Source organism: Nitrospirillum guanabarense (assembly GCF_034653355.1).
Taxonomy (GTDB): domain Bacteria; phylum Pseudomonadota; class Alphaproteobacteria; order Azospirillales; family Azospirillaceae; genus Nitrospirillum.
The window spans coordinates 402,382-418,143 of record NZ_JAYEER010000003.1; the positions used below are offsets into that span (position 1 = coordinate 402,382).

At 68.7% G+C, this 15,762-nt stretch carries 16 protein-coding genes, 1 tRNA gene and 1 pseudogene; 9 read left to right on the top strand and 9 right to left on the bottom strand.

The features are described 5' to 3' along the window. Positions 1 to 49 precede the first annotated feature (49 nt). Entirely contained in the window at positions 50 to 226 is a 177-nt protein-coding gene (locus UAA55_RS11140) for a hypothetical protein (RefSeq protein ID WP_322952786.1), read from the bottom strand. A 104-nt stretch (positions 227 to 330) separates the two neighbouring features. Beyond that, positions 331 to 1,593 (bottom strand): annotated as a pseudogene (locus UAA55_RS11145) (NAD(P)H-hydrate epimerase); the annotation flags it as partial. A 230-nt stretch (positions 1,594 to 1,823) separates the two neighbouring features. On the opposite strand from UAA55_RS11145, the gene UAA55_RS11150 reads away from it, so the two are divergent. Further along, positions 1,824 to 1,967, top strand: coding sequence for a hypothetical protein (locus UAA55_RS11150; protein WP_322952788.1), 144 nt, complete (start codon positions 1,824 to 1,826; stop codon positions 1,965 to 1,967). Positions 1,968 to 1,970: 3 nt separating this feature from the next. After that, a complete protein-coding gene (locus tag UAA55_RS11155; RefSeq protein WP_322952789.1) occupies positions 1,971 to 2,372 on the top strand; it encodes a glycine-rich domain-containing protein in 402 nt (133 codons plus the stop codon). Between the two features lie 12 nt (positions 2,373 to 2,384). Here UAA55_RS11155 and UAA55_RS11160 read toward each other — a convergent pair whose 3' ends face one another. The 3 genes from UAA55_RS11160 to UAA55_RS11170 all read right to left on the bottom strand — a co-directional run bounded on the left by UAA55_RS11160 (position 2,385) and on the right by UAA55_RS11170 (position 2,938). Beyond that, positions 2,385 to 2,573 carry a hypothetical protein gene (locus UAA55_RS11160; RefSeq protein WP_322952791.1) on the bottom strand — a complete coding sequence of 63 codons (189 nt, stop codon included), beginning with the start codon at positions 2,571 to 2,573 and terminating at the stop codon, positions 2,385 to 2,387. Further along, positions 2,573 to 2,749, bottom strand: coding sequence for a hypothetical protein (locus UAA55_RS11165; RefSeq protein WP_322952792.1), 177 nt, complete (start codon positions 2,747 to 2,749; stop codon positions 2,573 to 2,575). The genes UAA55_RS11160 and UAA55_RS11165 overlap by 1 nt, the downstream gene beginning before the upstream one ends. Positions 2,750 to 2,862: 113 nt before the next feature. Beyond that, positions 2,863 to 2,938 (bottom strand) — tRNA-His (locus UAA55_RS11170). A gap of 484 nt (positions 2,939 to 3,422) precedes the next feature. Here UAA55_RS11170 and UAA55_RS11175 point away from each other — a divergent pair. The 4 genes from UAA55_RS11175 (at position 3,423) to UAA55_RS11190 (ending at position 9,834) form a co-directional block, all read left to right on the top strand. Then, entirely contained in the window at positions 3,423 to 3,761 is a 339-nt protein-coding gene (locus UAA55_RS11175) for a P-II family nitrogen regulator (protein ID WP_004274165.1), read from the top strand. A gap of 253 nt (positions 3,762 to 4,014) precedes the next feature. Continuing rightward, the gene (gene glnA / locus UAA55_RS11180; protein ID WP_322952793.1) at positions 4,015 to 5,424 is read left to right on the top strand and encodes a type I glutamate--ammonia ligase; all 1,410 of its coding nucleotides are present in this window, start codon (positions 4,015 to 4,017) and stop codon (positions 5,422 to 5,424) included. 353 nt (positions 5,425 to 5,777) lie between these two features. Further along, positions 5,778 to 7,607 (top strand): sensor histidine kinase, encoded by a 1,830-nt coding sequence (locus tag UAA55_RS11185; RefSeq protein WP_322952794.1) that lies wholly within the window; start codon positions 5,778 to 5,780, stop codon positions 7,605 to 7,607. Next, on the top strand, positions 7,591 to 9,834 hold the full coding sequence (locus UAA55_RS11190) for an EAL domain-containing response regulator (RefSeq protein WP_322952795.1): 2,244 nt from the start codon (positions 7,591 to 7,593) through the stop codon (positions 9,832 to 9,834). The genes UAA55_RS11185 and UAA55_RS11190 overlap by 17 nt, the downstream gene beginning before the upstream one ends. Here UAA55_RS11190 and UAA55_RS11195 read toward each other — a convergent pair. Beyond that, on the bottom strand, positions 9,831 to 10,187 hold the full coding sequence (locus UAA55_RS11195) for an MmcQ/YjbR family DNA-binding protein (RefSeq protein WP_322952797.1): 357 nt from the start codon (positions 10,185 to 10,187) through the stop codon (positions 9,831 to 9,833). The genes UAA55_RS11190 and UAA55_RS11195 overlap by 4 nt on opposite strands. 92 nt (positions 10,188 to 10,279) lie before the next feature. On the opposite strand from UAA55_RS11195, the gene UAA55_RS11200 reads away from it, so the two are divergent. Further along, positions 10,280 to 10,822 (top strand): GNAT family N-acetyltransferase, encoded by a 543-nt coding sequence (locus tag UAA55_RS11200; RefSeq protein ID WP_322952799.1) that lies wholly within the window; start codon positions 10,280 to 10,282, stop codon positions 10,820 to 10,822. On the opposite strand, the gene pdxR is transcribed toward UAA55_RS11200, so the two are convergent. Further along, complete coding sequence (gene pdxR, locus UAA55_RS11205) at positions 10,819 to 12,264, bottom strand: MocR-like pyridoxine biosynthesis transcription factor PdxR (RefSeq protein WP_322952800.1); 1,446 nt, start codon at positions 12,262 to 12,264, stop codon at positions 10,819 to 10,821. The genes UAA55_RS11200 and pdxR overlap by 4 nt on opposite strands. Positions 12,265 to 12,375: 111 nt before the next feature. Here pdxR and UAA55_RS11210 point away from each other — a divergent pair, with 111 nt between their 5' ends. Then, positions 12,376 to 13,011, top strand: coding sequence for an FMN-binding negative transcriptional regulator (locus UAA55_RS11210; RefSeq protein WP_322952802.1), 636 nt, complete (start codon positions 12,376 to 12,378; stop codon positions 13,009 to 13,011). Between the two features lie 137 nt (positions 13,012 to 13,148). On the opposite strand, the gene UAA55_RS11215 is transcribed toward UAA55_RS11210, so the two are convergent. After that, positions 13,149 to 14,063, bottom strand: coding sequence for a hypothetical protein (locus UAA55_RS11215; RefSeq protein WP_322952803.1), 915 nt, complete (start codon positions 14,061 to 14,063; stop codon positions 13,149 to 13,151). Positions 14,064 to 14,404: 341 nt separating this feature from the next. Here UAA55_RS11215 and UAA55_RS11220 point away from each other — a divergent pair, with 341 nt between their 5' ends. After that, the gene (locus UAA55_RS11220) at positions 14,405 to 14,689 is read left to right on the top strand and encodes a hypothetical protein (protein WP_322952804.1); all 285 of its coding nucleotides are present in this window, start codon (positions 14,405 to 14,407) and stop codon (positions 14,687 to 14,689) included. Positions 14,690 to 14,898: 209 nt separating this feature from the next. Here UAA55_RS11220 and UAA55_RS11225 read toward each other — a convergent pair whose 3' ends face one another. Further along, the gene (locus UAA55_RS11225; RefSeq protein ID WP_322952806.1) at positions 14,899 to 15,705 is read right to left on the bottom strand and encodes an enoyl-CoA hydratase-related protein; all 807 of its coding nucleotides are present in this window, start codon (positions 15,703 to 15,705) and stop codon (positions 14,899 to 14,901) included. Positions 15,706 to 15,762: the final 57 nt, after the last annotated feature.

Below are 15,762 nucleotides of genomic sequence, written 5' to 3' on the forward strand. Positions count from 1 at the left end.
CTACAATTTTAGGGGCTTTTTATTTGGCATCCAGCCGCCACCCGCGCGCTCAAGCGCCCGACAACAGATCCGCCATCAGCGCCGGCACCTGCTCGGGCAAGTCCTCGGCCACCAGGCCGGGGCCGAAGCGCACGGCGGCCTGGGCGTGCAGCCAGGCGGCGGCCAGGGCGGCGTGCCAGGCGTCCATGCCGCCGGCCAGCAGCCCCAGGCACAGGCCCGCCAGCACGTCGCCGGAGCCGGCGGTCGCCAAGGTGGGCGGTCGCCCGCCTCGATCACGGCGCGGCCATCGGGATGGGCGATGACGGTGTCCGGCCCCTTCAACAGCACGACCGCGCCCAGGTGGCGGGCGGCGGCGCGGGCGCGGGTCAGCTTGTCCCCCGCCAGCACGGGATGGCCGGGCCCGAACAGGCGCGCGAACTCCCCCTCATGCGGGGTCAGCACGGCGCGACCGCCCAGATGGGCCTTCAGCGCGTCCGCCTGGCCGGCGAAGGCGGTGAAGAGGTCGGCGTCCAGGACCAGGCCGAAGTCGGCGCCCCGCTGGCCGGCGGCGGCGGCCAGGGCGCGCAGCAGGGCTTGGCCATCCTCATCCGTGCCGGCGCCGGGGCCCAGCACGGCGGCGCCGATGCGCGGGTCGGCCAGGATCGTCCGCCCGACCTCCAGGTCGGCCATGGGGCGCACGATCTGGCTGGGGCTGGCGAGGCGATAGACCAGTTCGGCCGCGGGCGGGCTGGCCACCGTCACCAGGCCGGCGCCGGCCCGCTGAGCCGCCCGGGCCGCCAGCCGGGCCGCTCCCGTCATGACCGCCCCAGCCAGCACCAGGGCGTGGCCCCGGCGGTACTTGTGATCATCGACACGCGGGCGCGGCAGGCTGCGGACGAACAGGGCCGGCCCATTCTCCCACACGTCGGGCGCCACCTCCGGCGTCGTCAACACGGCGTCGGGAATGCCGATATCGACCACGATGGTGGCGCCGCAGGCCACCCGGCCGGGCAGCAGCAAATGCCCGGGCTTCCTACGGAAAAAGGTGACGGTCGCGTCGGCCTGGACCATCGCGTCCCCCACTGGCCCGCCGGTATCGGCATCCAGGCCGCTGGGCACGTCCACCGCCAGCACCAGGGCCCCACCCCGGCGCGCCGTGGCGATGGCCGCCACCAGATCGGCCGCCGGGCCGGACAGGGGCCGCGACAGGCCGGCGCCGAACAGCGCGTCGATCACCACCGTGGCGTCCGCCAGCACGGCCGGCGTGGCCGCCAGCACGGCGTCGCGGCCCCACACCTCCACCCACCCGGCCGCCGCCAGGGCGGCATCGCCCGTCAGGCGGTCCAGATCACCCAGCAAGGCCAGGCGCACGGGCCAGCCGGCGGCGGCCAGGTGCCGCGCGGCCACGAAGCCGTCGCCGCCGTTGTTGCCCGGCCCGCACAGCACGGTCACCGGCCCCACGCCGTGGCGCGCCATGACCACGCCGGCCACGGCGCGGCCCGCATGCTCCATCAGGGTGATGCCCGGCACGCCGCCGGCGATGGCGGCGGCATCGGCGGCGCGCATGCGGGCGACCGTCAGCAGGGCGAGCGCGGAAGCATGGGGCAAGGTCATGAGACGAACACCCAAAGGCAGGGCGACCAGGGGTTGATCTGGACGGCGGCGGAACAACGCCGTGCTGGCGGCGCGGGGATCACCCAGGTACAATGGCGCCGTCCGTAACCACCCGTCGAGGGCTTATGTCCGCCATTTGGGGACCGGGTACGTTGATCCTGGCCAGTTGGGCCACCATAGCCGCTTGGGGCGGCCACCTTCTCACCAGACGACGAAAACGCCTAAGGGCCGTGTTCGCCCACGACCTCTCCCTGGCGACGGAGCGCTTCCGCCAGCGCCAGGATCTGGACGCCAGCGCCGCCGCCTTCTGGGAGCGGGAGTTCCGGCGCTATTTCGGCCTGATGGCCGCCCCACCCGGCTGGGCGGCGAATTAGGCCTTGGGCGCGCCCGACACCTTGGTGGACGACTATTGGCATGAGCTGGTGCTGTGCACCGCCCTGTACGCCGCCTACTGTCAGGCGGCCGCCGGCCGCTTCATCCATCACCATGTCGGCGCCGGCTCCGCGGAAGCCTACGCCCGGACCTGGGTCGCCTATAAGGAGTGCTACGGCCCACCCGATCAGCAGGCTTGGCCAAGCCCCAGCCCCATGGCCGTGGCGTGGGTGCAAAAGACGCGGAGCGATGGCCGGGGTGGAGCGGACTCCTCCGGCGGGGACGGCGGGACCAGCCCGAGCTACCATCAAAGCGACGGCGGGCACGGGCATGGCCATTGCGGCGGCGGGCACGGGGGATGTGGCGGCCATGGCGGATGCGGAGGCGCCAGCTGCGGCAGCCACTGACCCGTTGGCTCTTTACGTCGGGGCGCCAGCGTCGAACTGCCGCACCAGGGTCTTGGGCGCCGCCACGCGCCAGCGCCGGTGCAGCAATCCCACCACCTTGTCCAGGGAGGCCACATCGCGGATTCCGGACAGCCGCACCAACACGGTGGGCCAGCCGACATAATGGTCGGTCAGGTGATAGACGGCGGGTTCCGTGGCCATCAGCAAGGCGCGCTCGTCACTGTCGACGCCGGTGACGACCAGGGTACGCCATCCTCACGCAGGCGGGTCGGGAACTTGCCCCGCACCTTCAGCGCCGGCGTGCCGTAGGAGGTGCCGTTCTCGCCCCCCGGCCAGGCCAGGGCCCGGGCGCGGACGTCGTCGAAGGTGAAGGTCATGGTGACGCGCCCGCATTGCCTGTCGGGCGGGCAGTGTAGCGCGATGGTCGCGCCCACAAAGCAAAAAGGCGCCCGTCAGGGCGCCTTTGCTGTCCTTATATATACTATAAGGATGGGGCGATGGATGGGACTCGAACCCACGACCGCTCGGACCACAACCGAGAGCTCTACCAGCTGAGCTACCACCGCCGCCGTGAGGCGGGTTTCTGCACCACCTGCCCCGCCCCGTCAAGCATTCTGATAAAATAATCTTCACATGCCCGGGTCGCGTTGCGCGATAGGCTGCAATCGAGGCAGCGGTGTCCCCGCAAACCCGGCGTTCCGATGCCCCAAAGGACAAATTTCAGGCCAATGGCTAATTTTTGTGCTGTCGTTTGCACAAGAAGCGCGCATATGCTGGAACCGCCGGGGCTGGAGGGCCGGGCCCGCCCCGTCCGGCGGGTTGGCATGGGGCGTGCTATCCTGTTGCCCCGGTTCGGCCGGGCCACATGGGGGCGGCGCCGCCTGTTGCAGAACACGCCCCACCCGTGTTGTCTATGGGCCGGACACCGAATTGAAAATCGTGGGGGGTTTCCGGCATCAGTTTCCAGGCATGCGGCCCAGGCGGGCCCCGCAGTCCCGGCACCGGCGCCGACCATCCCCCGCCCTTGAAGCGAAGGCTTGGCCGTAAGCGATGAAAAAGATCGAAGCCATCATCAAACCGTTCAAGCTGGACGAGGTGAAGGAAGCGCTGCACGAGGTCGGCATCAAGGGCATCACCGTGACCGAGGCCAAGGGCTTCGGCCGGCAGAAGGGCCATACCGAGCTGTACCGGGGCGCCGAGTACGTGGTGGACTTCCTGCCCAAGGTGAAAATCGAGATCGTGATGGACGATCAGCTGGTCGATCGCGCCATTGAGGCCATCCAGCAGGCGGCCCACACCGGCCGCATCGGCGACGGCAAGATCTTCGTGACCCCGGTGGAGGATGTCATCCGCATCCGCACCGGCGAACGGGGGCCGGACGCCGTCTGACGCCGGACGCCGGATGCCGCCCTCACCCCAGGGCGGCGGTTCGGCGCCGCGGGCCGGGACGGCCGGGTACTCCGTCGCCCGGGATATCAATGGTCGCCAGCCATTGATCATAGGTTTGGGGCTGGCGGCCCGGGACGGGAGTAACCCAGGGCGCCGGAACATTATGGGATGGGGGGCGCAGCGATGTTCCCGCCCATGCACGCAAAGTCAGTAGTCACCCAACATCTCCCAGAACTTTAGGGAACCCATCAAGATGTCCGATATCGCGAAGTTCTTCGACCTGGTTAAGGAGCACGACGTCAAGTACGTCGATTTCCGTTTCACCGATCCGCGCGGCAAGCTGCAGCACACCGCCCAGCACATCAGCACCGTGAACGAAGAGATGTTCACCGACGGCGTGATGTTCGACGGGTCGTCGATCGCCGGTTGGAAGGCCATCAACGAGTCGGACATGATCCTGATGCCCGACCCCGCCACCGCCATCCTGGACCCGTTCGCCGCCCAGCCGCTGCTGACCGTGTTCTGCGACGTGCTGGAACCCTCCACCGGCCAGCCCTACAAGCGCGACCCGCGCTCCATCGCCAAGGCCGCTGAGAACTACATGGCCAGCGCCGGCATCGGCGACACCGCCTACTTCGGCCCCGAGGCCGAGTTCTTCGTGTTCGACGACGTGAAGTTCGATGTCTCGATGAACCGCGTCATGTACGAGTTCGACAGCGAGGAAGGCCCCTACACCTCCGCCAAGGCCTATCCGGAGGGCAACCTGGCCCACCGTCCGGCCGTCAAGGGCGGTTATTTCCCGGTGGCCCCGGTCGACGCCGGCCAGGACCTGCGCGCGGAAATGGTGACCGTGCTGGCCGACATGGGCGTCGAGGTCGAGAAGCATCACCACGAGGTCGCCGCCTCCCAGCACGAACTGGGCATCAAGTTCGGCACCCTGGTCCGCATGGCCGACACCATGCAGCTGTACAAGTACGTGGTGCACAACGTCGCCCACGCCTACGGCAAGACCGCCACGTTCATGCCGAAGCCGGTGTTCGGTGACAACGGTTCGGGCATGCACTGCCACCAGTCCATCTGGAAGGAAGGCAAGCCCCTGTTCGCGGGCTCCGGCTATGCCGACCTGTCCGAAACCGCCCTGTACTACATCGGCGGCATCATTAAGCACGCCCGCGCCCTGAACGCCTTCACCAACCCGCTGACCAACAGCTACAAGCGTCTGGTCCCGGGCTACGAGGCGCCGGTGCTGCTGGCCTACTCCTCGCGCAACCGGTCGGCTTCCTGCCGCATCCCGTTCGTGAACAGCCCGAAGGGCAAGCGCGTCGAGGTCCGCTTCCCGGATCCGGGTGCGAACCCCTACCTGGCTTTCGCCGCCATGCTGATGGCTGGTCTGGATGGCATCCAGAACAAGATCCACCCCGGCGACGCGATGGACAAGAACCTGTACGACCTGCCGCCGGAAGAGCTGAAGGAAGTGCCGACCGTCTGCCGTTCGCTGCGTGAGGCCCTGGAGTCCCTGGCCGCCGACAGCGCCTTCCTCAAGAAGGGCGATGTCTTCACCGAGGACTTCATCAACAGCTACATCGACCTGAAGATGGAAGAAGTGCTGGCATTCGAGACGTCGCCGCACCCCATCGAATACAAGATGTACTACTCGGTCTGATTGGTCGGTTTCCCCTCGGGGAACCTGCTATACGGGAAAGGGCCGCCCCACCGGGCGGCCCTTTGCTTTTGCGTGGACGTCGCACGGATGTCCGCTCGCGACCAGCCGCCGCCCCCTCTTTCGCACCCTTGCCCGCAGCCGCCCTGTACCGGAGGATAGAGCCTGGCCCCTGTCCACCACCGCCGACAAACGTTAAGCTCAGGGGATGGCGTGTCTTTTCCCGGCTCGGGGCCCATCTGAACGACGGACTTCTCCGGGGCCAGCGGGCCGGGAGCGATGGCGGGTTGCAAGCGGAAGCATGGCTCATGGCACAGTCCTCCAGCCCCCGGTCGCTTGAAATGGGAACGGCGGGCATGACCGGCACCGCCCCGCTCCTACCCCCCGCCGACTTGACCAACCGGATCGCGCGCACCGCCGGCGGCCTGACCGTGCGGTTGCGCCTGCTGCTGGCCTTCGGCCTGCTGACCCTGGGCGTGGCGCTGGTGGGCGGAATTGCCATGGAGCGCCTGGGCGCGCTGAACGACAAGGCCGCCGCCATCCGCGACAACTGGCTGCCCAGCACGGCCGTGAACGGCCAGATGATCTCGGCCATCAAAAGCCACCGCCTGGCGGAGGCGCGGCTGCTGTTCGCCCCCGACGCCGACCTGGACCGAAACCTGGAGGCGCTGGACCAACGCAACCAGGATGTGGAGATCGCGCGCCGCGATTATCAGCAATACATCGTGATGAGCACCGAGGACGAGCAATACCTGCACGCCTTCGACCAGGCCTGGGCCGCCGCGCAGCAATATCAGATGCGGCTGCGGGATCTGCTGCGGGAGAAGAACCGGGATGGGGCCATCGCCCTCTATAACGGACCGCTGCGCGACGCCGACGCCCAGGCGACCGACGCCATCCTGCGCGACCTTGCCTTCAACGTGAACCAGGGCCGGGCCACGGCCCGCGAGGGCAATGGCATCTACCAGGCCACGCGGGTGCTGCTGTGGTCAGCCATCGGGCTGGCCGTGGCGGCAGGCGCCGCGCTGGCGCTGCTGGCCATCCGCACCATCGCCGCCCCGATCCGGGCCATGACCCAGGCCACCGGCGCCTTCGCCCAGGGCCGCTACGACCACCCCCTGCCCTGCACCGACCGGCGGGATGAGATCGCCGGCCTGGCGGCGGCCCTGGCCGTGCTGCGTGACAAAAGCGCGGAGCGCGACCGGCTGATCGCCGCCCGAACCGATGAGGCGCAATCCCTGTCCGCGGCCAAGACGGAAGCAGAGACCAACCTCGCCACGCTGCGCCAGCTGCAGGACCAGCTGGTGGAGTCGGAGAAGCTGGCCGCCCTGGGGGCCCTGGTCGCGGGCGTGGCGCATGAGGTGAATTCCCCCCTGGGGGTGGCCGTCAGCGCCAGCAGCACCCTGGCGCTGGAGACTAAGCGCTTCCTGGCCGCCATCGAGGCGGGGCAGCTGCGGCAGAGCACGGTGGACCGGTTCGCCCGGGTGGCGCGCGATAGCACCGACCTGCTGGAGCGCAACCTGGACCGTGCCACCACCCTGGTGCAGCATTTCAAGCAGGTGGCGGTCGACCGCGCCAGTTCCCAGCGCCGCCAGTTCAACCTCGGCGAAATGGTGTCCGACACCTTGACCACACTGGGGCCCATGCTACGCCGCGCTTCCTTCAGGGTGGAGACTGCCATCCCTGACGGCATAGATCTGGACAGCTATCCCGGCCCCCTGGGCCAAGTGCTGACCAACCTGATCCAGAACGCCGAGTTGCACGCCTTCGACGCCGCCTTGCCGGCGCGGGAACGCCACGCCACCGGCCAGCTGCTACGCATCGAGGCCAGCCGCAACGCCCGCGACGTAACCCTGCGCGTGCAGGACAATGGTGCCGGGATGGGCGAAGATGTGCGGCGACGCTTGTTTGAGCCGTTTTTCACCACCAAGATGGGCCAGGGGGGATCAGGCCTGGGCATGCATATCGTCTACAACATCGTCACCGGCATCCTGGGCGGGGCCATCACCGTGCTCTCCACGCCTGGCGAGGGGACGACCGTGACGCTGACCGTGCCCCTGATAGCGCCGCACGCCGCTGAGGACCTGAATACCACGCCCGCCACCCGGACCGGCGCGTTGGGACGGCCCTTCCCCGACGCCCAATCCTCCACCACAGGAGGGCCGGTTGATGGCGAACCCGGCTGAAGCCCTGATCCATATCGAGGACGATCGCGGGACCGCCCGACAGAGCGGGCCCGGCTGGCGCATCCTGGTCGTCGACGATGACGAGCAGGTGCACCTGGCCACCCGCCTGGCGCTGGAGGGCATGGATTTCCGGGGGCGCCCGCTGACGTTGGACAGCTGCTACACCGCCTGGGAAGCGTTCGAATATCTGGCCGGCACGCCGGACATCGCCGTCGTACTGCTGGACGTGGTCATGGAGGATGAGCGCGCCGGCCTGGACCTGGTGCGCCGTATCCGGGAGGAGCTGCGCAACGACCAGGTGCGCATCGTGCTGCGCACCGGCCAGCCGGGCTATGCCCCGGAACTTGAGGTCATCCGCCAGTACGACATCAACGACTACAAGGCCAAGACCGAGCTGACGGTCACTCGCCTGGCCTCCAGCATCATCACCGCGCTGCGGTCATATGAGCAGATCGTGGCGCTGGACCGCCACCGCCGGGGCCTGGAGCAGGTGATCAAGGCGTCGGCCGACCTGTTCAGCGAGCGCAGCCTGAACGAGTTCAGCGCCGGCGTGCTGATCCAGCTGGCGGCCCAAATGGGCATAGAGCCGGAGGGGTTGCTATGCGCCCAGGGCACGGTGGACGGCCCCGTCATCGTCGCGGCCGCCGGCCGCTTCGCCGCCCATATCCGCAAGCCCTTGGCCAGCCTCGGCAATATGGAGATCGAGGCCGCCCTGCTGGAGGCGTTTTCGCGACGCGAGGGGTTCAAGAGCCGGGGCGGCGACATCCTGTACCTGCAGTCCGGCAGCGCCCATCCGGCGGCGATCTACATGTCCACCCCCACGCCGGTGGATGAGCAGAAGCGCGACCTGCTGCGCCTGTTCACCATCAACGTGGCCCTGGGCTTCGAGACCGCCACCCTGTTCGAGCATCTGCGGTCCGTCGCCTTCACCGACCCGCTGACCGCCCTGCCCAACCGCGCCGGCTTCATCGCCGCCCTTGACCGGGCGGCGGCAGGACAGAACCTGGTGGTGATCCTGCTGGATATCGACCAATTCCATTTCATCAACGCCCGCCTGGGCTTCCAGGTGGCGGACGCCCTGCTGCGCGCCGTGGGCCACCGCCTGGTGGCCAACTTCCCCGAAGCCGTGACGGTCAGCCGCTTCGGTGGCGACCGCTTCGCCCTGGCCCTGCCGGCGCCGGCGCAGGGGGATCTGTCGCTGGCCCTGCTGGAAAGCCGGCTGGAGGTGGCGTTCGAGACCGGCTTCGACATCGCCGGCCGCCACGCCAGCCTGTCGGCCACCAGCGGCTGCACGTTCACGGCCACCGTCGACAGCGGCGATGACGGCCGCACGACCGGCGACCTGCTGGTGCAACAGGCTTCCCTGGCCCTGAAGGACGCCAAGCTGCGGTCCCGCGGCCGGCTGATCCCCTTCAATCCGGAACTGGAGCGGCGCAACCTTGCCGGCCTGGCGCTGCTCGCCGAATTCCGTGCCGCCCTGCGCAACCGCGAACTGGTGCTGCACTACCAACCCAAGCTGGACCTCATGACCGGCCGGCCGGTGGGGGTGGAGGCGCTGGTGCGCTGGCAATCGCCCCGCCACGGCCTGCTGATGCCGGCCCAGTTCCTGGATTTGGCGGAGGCCAGCGGCCTGGTGCTGCCCATGGGCCTGCAGGTGCTGGAGATGGCCATCCGCCAGCGCCGCGCCTGGCGAGCCGAGGGGTTGGACATCCCGGTGGCGGTCAACGTCTGCGCCCTGCAGGTGCAGCAGGCGGATTTCCTACAGGGCATCGACGGCGTGCTGATGGCGCAGGAGGCCACGGCCGAGGGCATCGAGATGGAGATCACCGAATCGGTCTTCGTCGGCGATGACGAACGCACCTTCGACCACATCCAGGGCCTGCGTGACCGGGGCTTCGGCGTGGCGTTGGACGATTTCGGCACCGGCTATTCCTCCTTGAGCTACCTGAACCGCCTGCCGGCCACCACGGTGAAGGTGGATCGCCGTTTCGTCCAGGGCATGAACCAGGATGCCAAGTCCGACATGCTGGTGCGTGCCATCATCCAGGTGGCGGCCGTCATCGATGCCAAGGTGGTGGCCGAAGGCGTGGAGACGGAGGACCAGGCCGAGCGCCTGCGCGCCCTGGGCGTGCCCGTGGCCCAGGGCTTCCTCTACAGCCCCGGCCTGCCGGCCGAGGGGTTGGCCACCTGGTGGCTGAAACAGGACGCGCCGCCGGCGAAGGATTAAGGTTTCTTCTTCCTGGCCCGCGTCGGCCCCAGGGCCACCGCCAGCCGCCAGGCCGCCGTCAAGGCACCGGTCAGCGTGGCCTCATCGCTCACATCTAGATGGACATGGGTGGCGCCACCGCGTCCCCAGCCGCCGGGAACCGGTTGGAAGATGGCCGGGGCCGCGGCCACCCGCATCTCCTGCTCCTCCACCGCCAGCTTGACCATGCCGCGCCCGAGGCCGGGATCCCCCATGTTTTGATCAAGCGTGGCGAAGATGCGGTTGCCCACGCGAAAGTCGGCGTGGCCCATGTGCGCGCCTTCCTCCACCCCGGCCAGTGACAGAGCGATGCGTCGAAAATCATCCGGCGTCATGGCGGCAATTCCCCAAAGCGACGGGACAGGCGGTGAAGCCAGTGTATCATCAACGGCTTAAGGCGGTGATGGATGATGAAAGGGGGACACCCGTGGCCTACACTTTGCGCAAGGCGACGCTGGCGGACAAGCCGGCATTGCAGGCCCTGATCCAGGCCTCCGCCCGGGGTCTCAGCGGGGACCACTACACGCCCGAGGTGGTGGAGGGCGCGCTGGCCGGCGCTTTCGGCGTGGACAGCGACCTGATCCGTGACCAGACCTATTTCGTGGCGGAGGAGGCGAACGGCCTGTTCGTCGGCTGCGGCGGATGGAGCCGGCGCATGACCCTGTTCGGCGGCGACGCTCGCCCCGACCGCAGCCCGCAGATGCTGGACCCGGCCCGCGACCCCGCGCGCATCCGCGCCTTCTTCGTCCATCCCGAGCGCGCCCGCCAGGGCATTGGCCGTGCCCTGCTGCAGGCCTGCGAGACGGAGGCTCGGGCGGCGGGCTTTCAGGCGCTTGAATTGATGGGCACCCTGCCGGGCGTGCCGCTCTACCGCGCCCTGGGCTTCCAGCCCACGGGCGAGGTGTTCCACCCCCTGCCCAACGGCCAGACCATCGCCTTCGTGCCCATGCGCAAGGAACTGGCGGCTTAGCCCCGGCGGATCGCCGTCGCCAGAATGCGGACGGCCGGGTCCATGGCGGCCTCCACCGTGCCGGCGAAACCCAGGACGAAACCGCCGGCGGGCGCACCGCCGTGATAGTAGGCGGACAGGGGCGCCGCTTTCACCCCCCGCGCCAGGACAATTTGGGCGATGGCTCCGTCGTCCCCCGGAGCCCGCAGCCGTGCCACCAGGTGCAAGCCGGCATCCGGATTGCCGGCCGCGTCCAGTACATCGGCCGCATGATCGGCCAGGGCGGCCAGCAAGGCCTGGCGCCGGGCGCGATAGAGCGGGCGCATGCGCCGCACGTGGGCGGCCAGGCGGCCCTGGGTGATGAAGCGGGCCAGGGTCTGCTGCGTCAGTGCCGGCGCCCCCCGGTCCTGCATCCACTTGGCGTCGGTGAAGCGCCCGACCAGCGCCGGCGGCACGATCAGATAGCCCAGGCGCAGGCCCGGGGCCAAAACCTTGCTGAAGGTGCCCAGGTACAGGACCCGCCGCCCGCCATCCAAGGTGTGCAGTGGCGTCAGCGGCCGGCCGCCATAGCGGTACTCGCCATCGTAGTCATCCTCCACCACCCAGGCGCCAGCACCCTCCGCCCAATCCAGCAGCGCCAGGCGGCGTCCCAGACTGAGCGTGGCGCCCAGGGGATATTGGTGGGTCGGGGCGACCAGGGCCAGCCGGGCGTCGGGCCGGGTGGCGAGGCCGATGGCCACATCCATGCCGTCGCCATCCACTGGCACGGGCACGACCTGCAGCCCCGCCGCCGCCAGCGCCGACCGGCCAGCGACATAGCCCGGTTCCTCAAACCAGACGGCATCGCCGGGACACAGCAGGGTGCGGGCCACCAGATCGATGCCCTGCTGGGCGCCGCTGATGACGATGACTTGGTCGGGGGTGCAGGTGATGCCGCGCGCGACCGCCACATAGTTGGCGATGGCGGCCCGCAATTCCATCGCGCCACCAGGGTCGCCATAGGCCAACAGGCCCGCCGGCCCGCCCCGCTGCGCCGCCGCCCCCGCCTTGGCCCAATCCGCCCAGGGGAACCGGTCCAAGGCGGGGATGCCAGCCGTCAAAGGCAAAGGAACCTCGGGCTGCGGCATGGCGGGGGCGTCGATCGTGCCGCTGGCGACCGGTCGCGGCGTGGCGGCGGCGGCCACATCGTCCGCCACATACATGCCGGCGCCGGCACGGGCGGCCACATAGCCTTCCGCCACCAGCCTGTCATAGGCCTGGACGACCGTGATGCGGGCCAGGCCCTGATCGCGCGCCAGTTCACGGCTGGAGGGCAGCCGCGTGCCGGCGGGCAGGCGGCCCGACAAGGCGGCGGCGCGAAAATAGGCGACGATTTGGTCCTGCAGCGAGGTGGGCGCCTGCCGGTCCAGCATCAGGCTGTTCCACAAAGGGGCGATGGCGGGCGTGGGCAGGGGGATCTCCAATACCGGAGCGCGTCCATACTGGACTTATCAGAATGTGGAAACTGGCGCTATGGAGCGATCCAGTTTGGCGGGAGACTATTTTCCTCTTGTTCCACCGGAAAGCCCGCTCCCATGTACCGTCCGCCCCATTTCAAGGAAGACCGCCTGCCCGTGTTGCACCAGGCCATGGCGGCCATCGGCTTGGCCAACCTGGTGACGGTGGCGGCGGACGGGATGCCGCAAGCCAGCCCCCTGCCCCTGCTGCTGCGCGCGGACGAGGGGCCGTACGGCACGCTGTATGGCCATTTCGCCAAGGGCAACCCGCAATGGCGGGAGACGCCGGCGGGCAGCCCGGCGCTGGCCATCTTCATGGGGCCGGACGCCTACATCACCCCGTCCTGGTACGCCACCAAAGCGGAGACGGGGAAGGTGGTGCCCACTTGGAACTACGCCACCATCCACGCCAGGGGGCCCATCACCTTCTTCGAGGACGCTGACGCCTTGTTGGACCTGGTGGGCGGCCTGACCCACCGGCATGAGGAGAACCGTGCGGCGCCCTGGACCGTCAGCGACGCGCCCGCCGATTTCATCCAGGCGCAGCTGCGCGGCATCGTGGGCTTTCGCCTGGCCCTCACCAGCCTGGAAGGCAAATGGAAGATGAGCCAGAACCGCCCCGCCGCCGACCGTCACGGCACGGCCGAAGGACTGGCCCGGGATGGGGCCGCCGACGTCGCCGCCCGGGTGCGGGAGGGCGGCGCATCCATCTGACTGTTGCCGGACGTGCTCGACAGGTTTTTCGGCCGCGTGGCCGAAATAGAGCACTCAGCGACCGGAGAAGAAGACGAACGGGTGGAGCAGCCGCGTCAATTGGTCCCGCTCGAGAATGGGCCAGCCGCCCCCTCGAATCAGTGCGCTCCTTCGAACAGGGCGTCGATTTCCTGTTGGGTGCGCAACGCGTCCGCCGACAGGCCGGTGGTGCTGGGGATGACCACGTCCTTCACCGGCGCGGCCGGCCGCGCGGCCACTGGTTGCGCCGGTGAAGCGGCGCTGAACAGGGCATCGATGGCGGTCTGTGACGGCGCCTGCAGGGCAGGGCCGTGCAGCAGATGGGCATCGGGCCGGGCGTCGTCATGCTTGTAGGGCAGCAGCACCTCGCGCGGGGCGTCCGCCGGCGGCATGGCGGGCGTGGTGGAGGCTTGCGGCAGGGTGCGCCACAGGCCGGTGATCACCCCCACCCGCTCCTCGATATAACTCAGGGTGTTCACGACCTTGGCGGTGCGCTGGCCGCAAATGTCCTGGAATGAACAGGCCATCATCACGTCCATGCAGGCGTTCTCCAGCGCCGTCAGCAACTGGCCGTCGACCAGGCGGCCGGGGCGCAAGCGACGCAGGGCACCGGTCATGCGCTCCACGGTGGTGAGGATGCGGTTGGTCGCCTCTTCCGTCGCGGTGACGATGGCGTCCAGTTCCGAGGTGGCGGCGCTGATGCGGTCGGCCTTGGGATCGCTGGGCTTGATGGCCGCGATCTCACGCTTCACCAGGCGGATGGTATTGGCCATGGCCTCCACCTCCGCCTTCAGGAAGGCGATTTCCGGATTGCCCAACTGGCCGCTGTTCGAGGCCGGCGCCGCGTCGGTGCGGGAGGCCGCGACCAATCGTTGGACACTGGCAACGGTGCGGCGAAGCTCATCGGCCTCCACCGAGCGGGCGCGGCGCTGAACCTCATAGAAAAAGTCCCGGCCCTTGGCCGTGGCCAGCAGGGACTTTTCCATTTGCCGGTATTCGTCCAGCGTCAGGCCGGAACTCCGGGTCGTCTGCATGCCCATAACGCCCTCTCGGAAATATGTCCCGCGGCCGGCCTGCCCCGGCGTACGGTATTGGAGCCTATGTTCCTCATGATCATGACTTTTCCGTCAATATAGGCTTCTTCCGTAGACGTATGTATTTCAGATGAGTTTCATCTTACGCAATGTGGGTAGATACGGTCACATTTGTGATAAAAGCATCCACGTCTGCGGCGTTCGGGTACCCCGAAGCAATAAAGCGGACCGGTCTTTAGTGTATAGACGCTGCCGCCACTGGCTTGGCGGCAGGACCCTCACCCAGTGACCCTGACCGACCAGCGGTGGTAGGATCGGAACTCATTCCAGGATGGACAACCATGCGGCCCCTGCCCCACGCCTTTCCACGGCACGTGACACGACTGACCGGCCTGCTGCTTGCCGGTGTCCTGCTGGGCGCGGCCGGCGCGGCGCTGGCGGCGGAGTCGGAGGCCGAGGCCAAGTCCGTGGCCTTGGAGGCCAACTGCAAACCCAACAAGGTGGAGGCGGTGCAGCGTTTTGTCGGCAACAATCCCGACATCGTCTACAAGATCACCTGCCAGAACGGGAAGGACCTGGCGGTCTATGTCCGTTGCCAGGGACGAACCTGCGTCCTGGTGCGCTGACACCCGTGCGGTATGGCCGCCTTTTCCATCATCGCCTGCGGTGGCCACGCCGTAGCCAGGAACTTGGCGGTGGGCGCCGACGTGGACTAGGGGGGGCACCACTGCCGCGCGACCACCTCGCGCGCATGATCGCGGTCAACCTGATGGGGCGCCGGCAAGAAGCCGCCGGTCCCACCCCGATCGCGACCTGCCGCCCTTGACCGCCACCGTCAGCGGCCCCAGCCCCGCCAGGTGAAGATGGGCCGGCGCTTGGCCAGGAAGGCCTCGCGCCCCTCTTCGAAATCGATATTGCGCGTGGCCTCTTCCAGGAAAGTGGCGACGCCGGCATCGGTGATGGCCGTGGCGCCATCCTGGATAGCCTGGATCACGCGTTTGGCCGCCTGGATGGAGAACTGCGACAGACCGCACAGGGTGGCCGCGTACTCGCCCACCGCGTCCGCCAGCGCGGCATCTTCCACCACCCGGTCCACCAGACCGATGGCTAGCGCCTCCTCCGCCCGGATCAACCGGCCACTGAATAGCAAATCCCTGGCCCGGGCGGGCCCAACATGGTCGACCAGCCGTCGCGTATCTTCGAACGGATAGACGAATCCCAGCTTGGCCGGAGTGATGCCGAACCGGGCACCGGCCCCGGCGAAACGCAAATCGCAGTGCAGTGCCAGACCGCAGCCACCCCCCACGCACAAGCCCCGCACCATGGCGATGGTGGGCTTGGGACAGCGCTCCAGCGCCAGGTTGCCGGATCGCACCGCGGCGTTGAAGCGGGCGGTACCCTCCGGCGTCGCGAACAGCGCCGCGAACTCGGCGATGTCGGCCCCGGCGGAAAACGCGCTGCCACCGGCACCGGTCAGCACCACCACCCGGACCTCGGGATCCATTGCCACCGCGCGCATGAGGCCGGGCAAGGCCAGCCACATCTCCAGCGACAGCGCGTTGTGCTTGTCCTGCCGGTCCACAGTCAGGGTGGCCACACCCTCCTTCACCGCCAGGCTGAAGCCCGGAATCCGCTCTTCCATACCGTCCACCCGGTGCTGAACCCGACAGCGGGGCATAGTGGCCGGGACCGGCCGGTC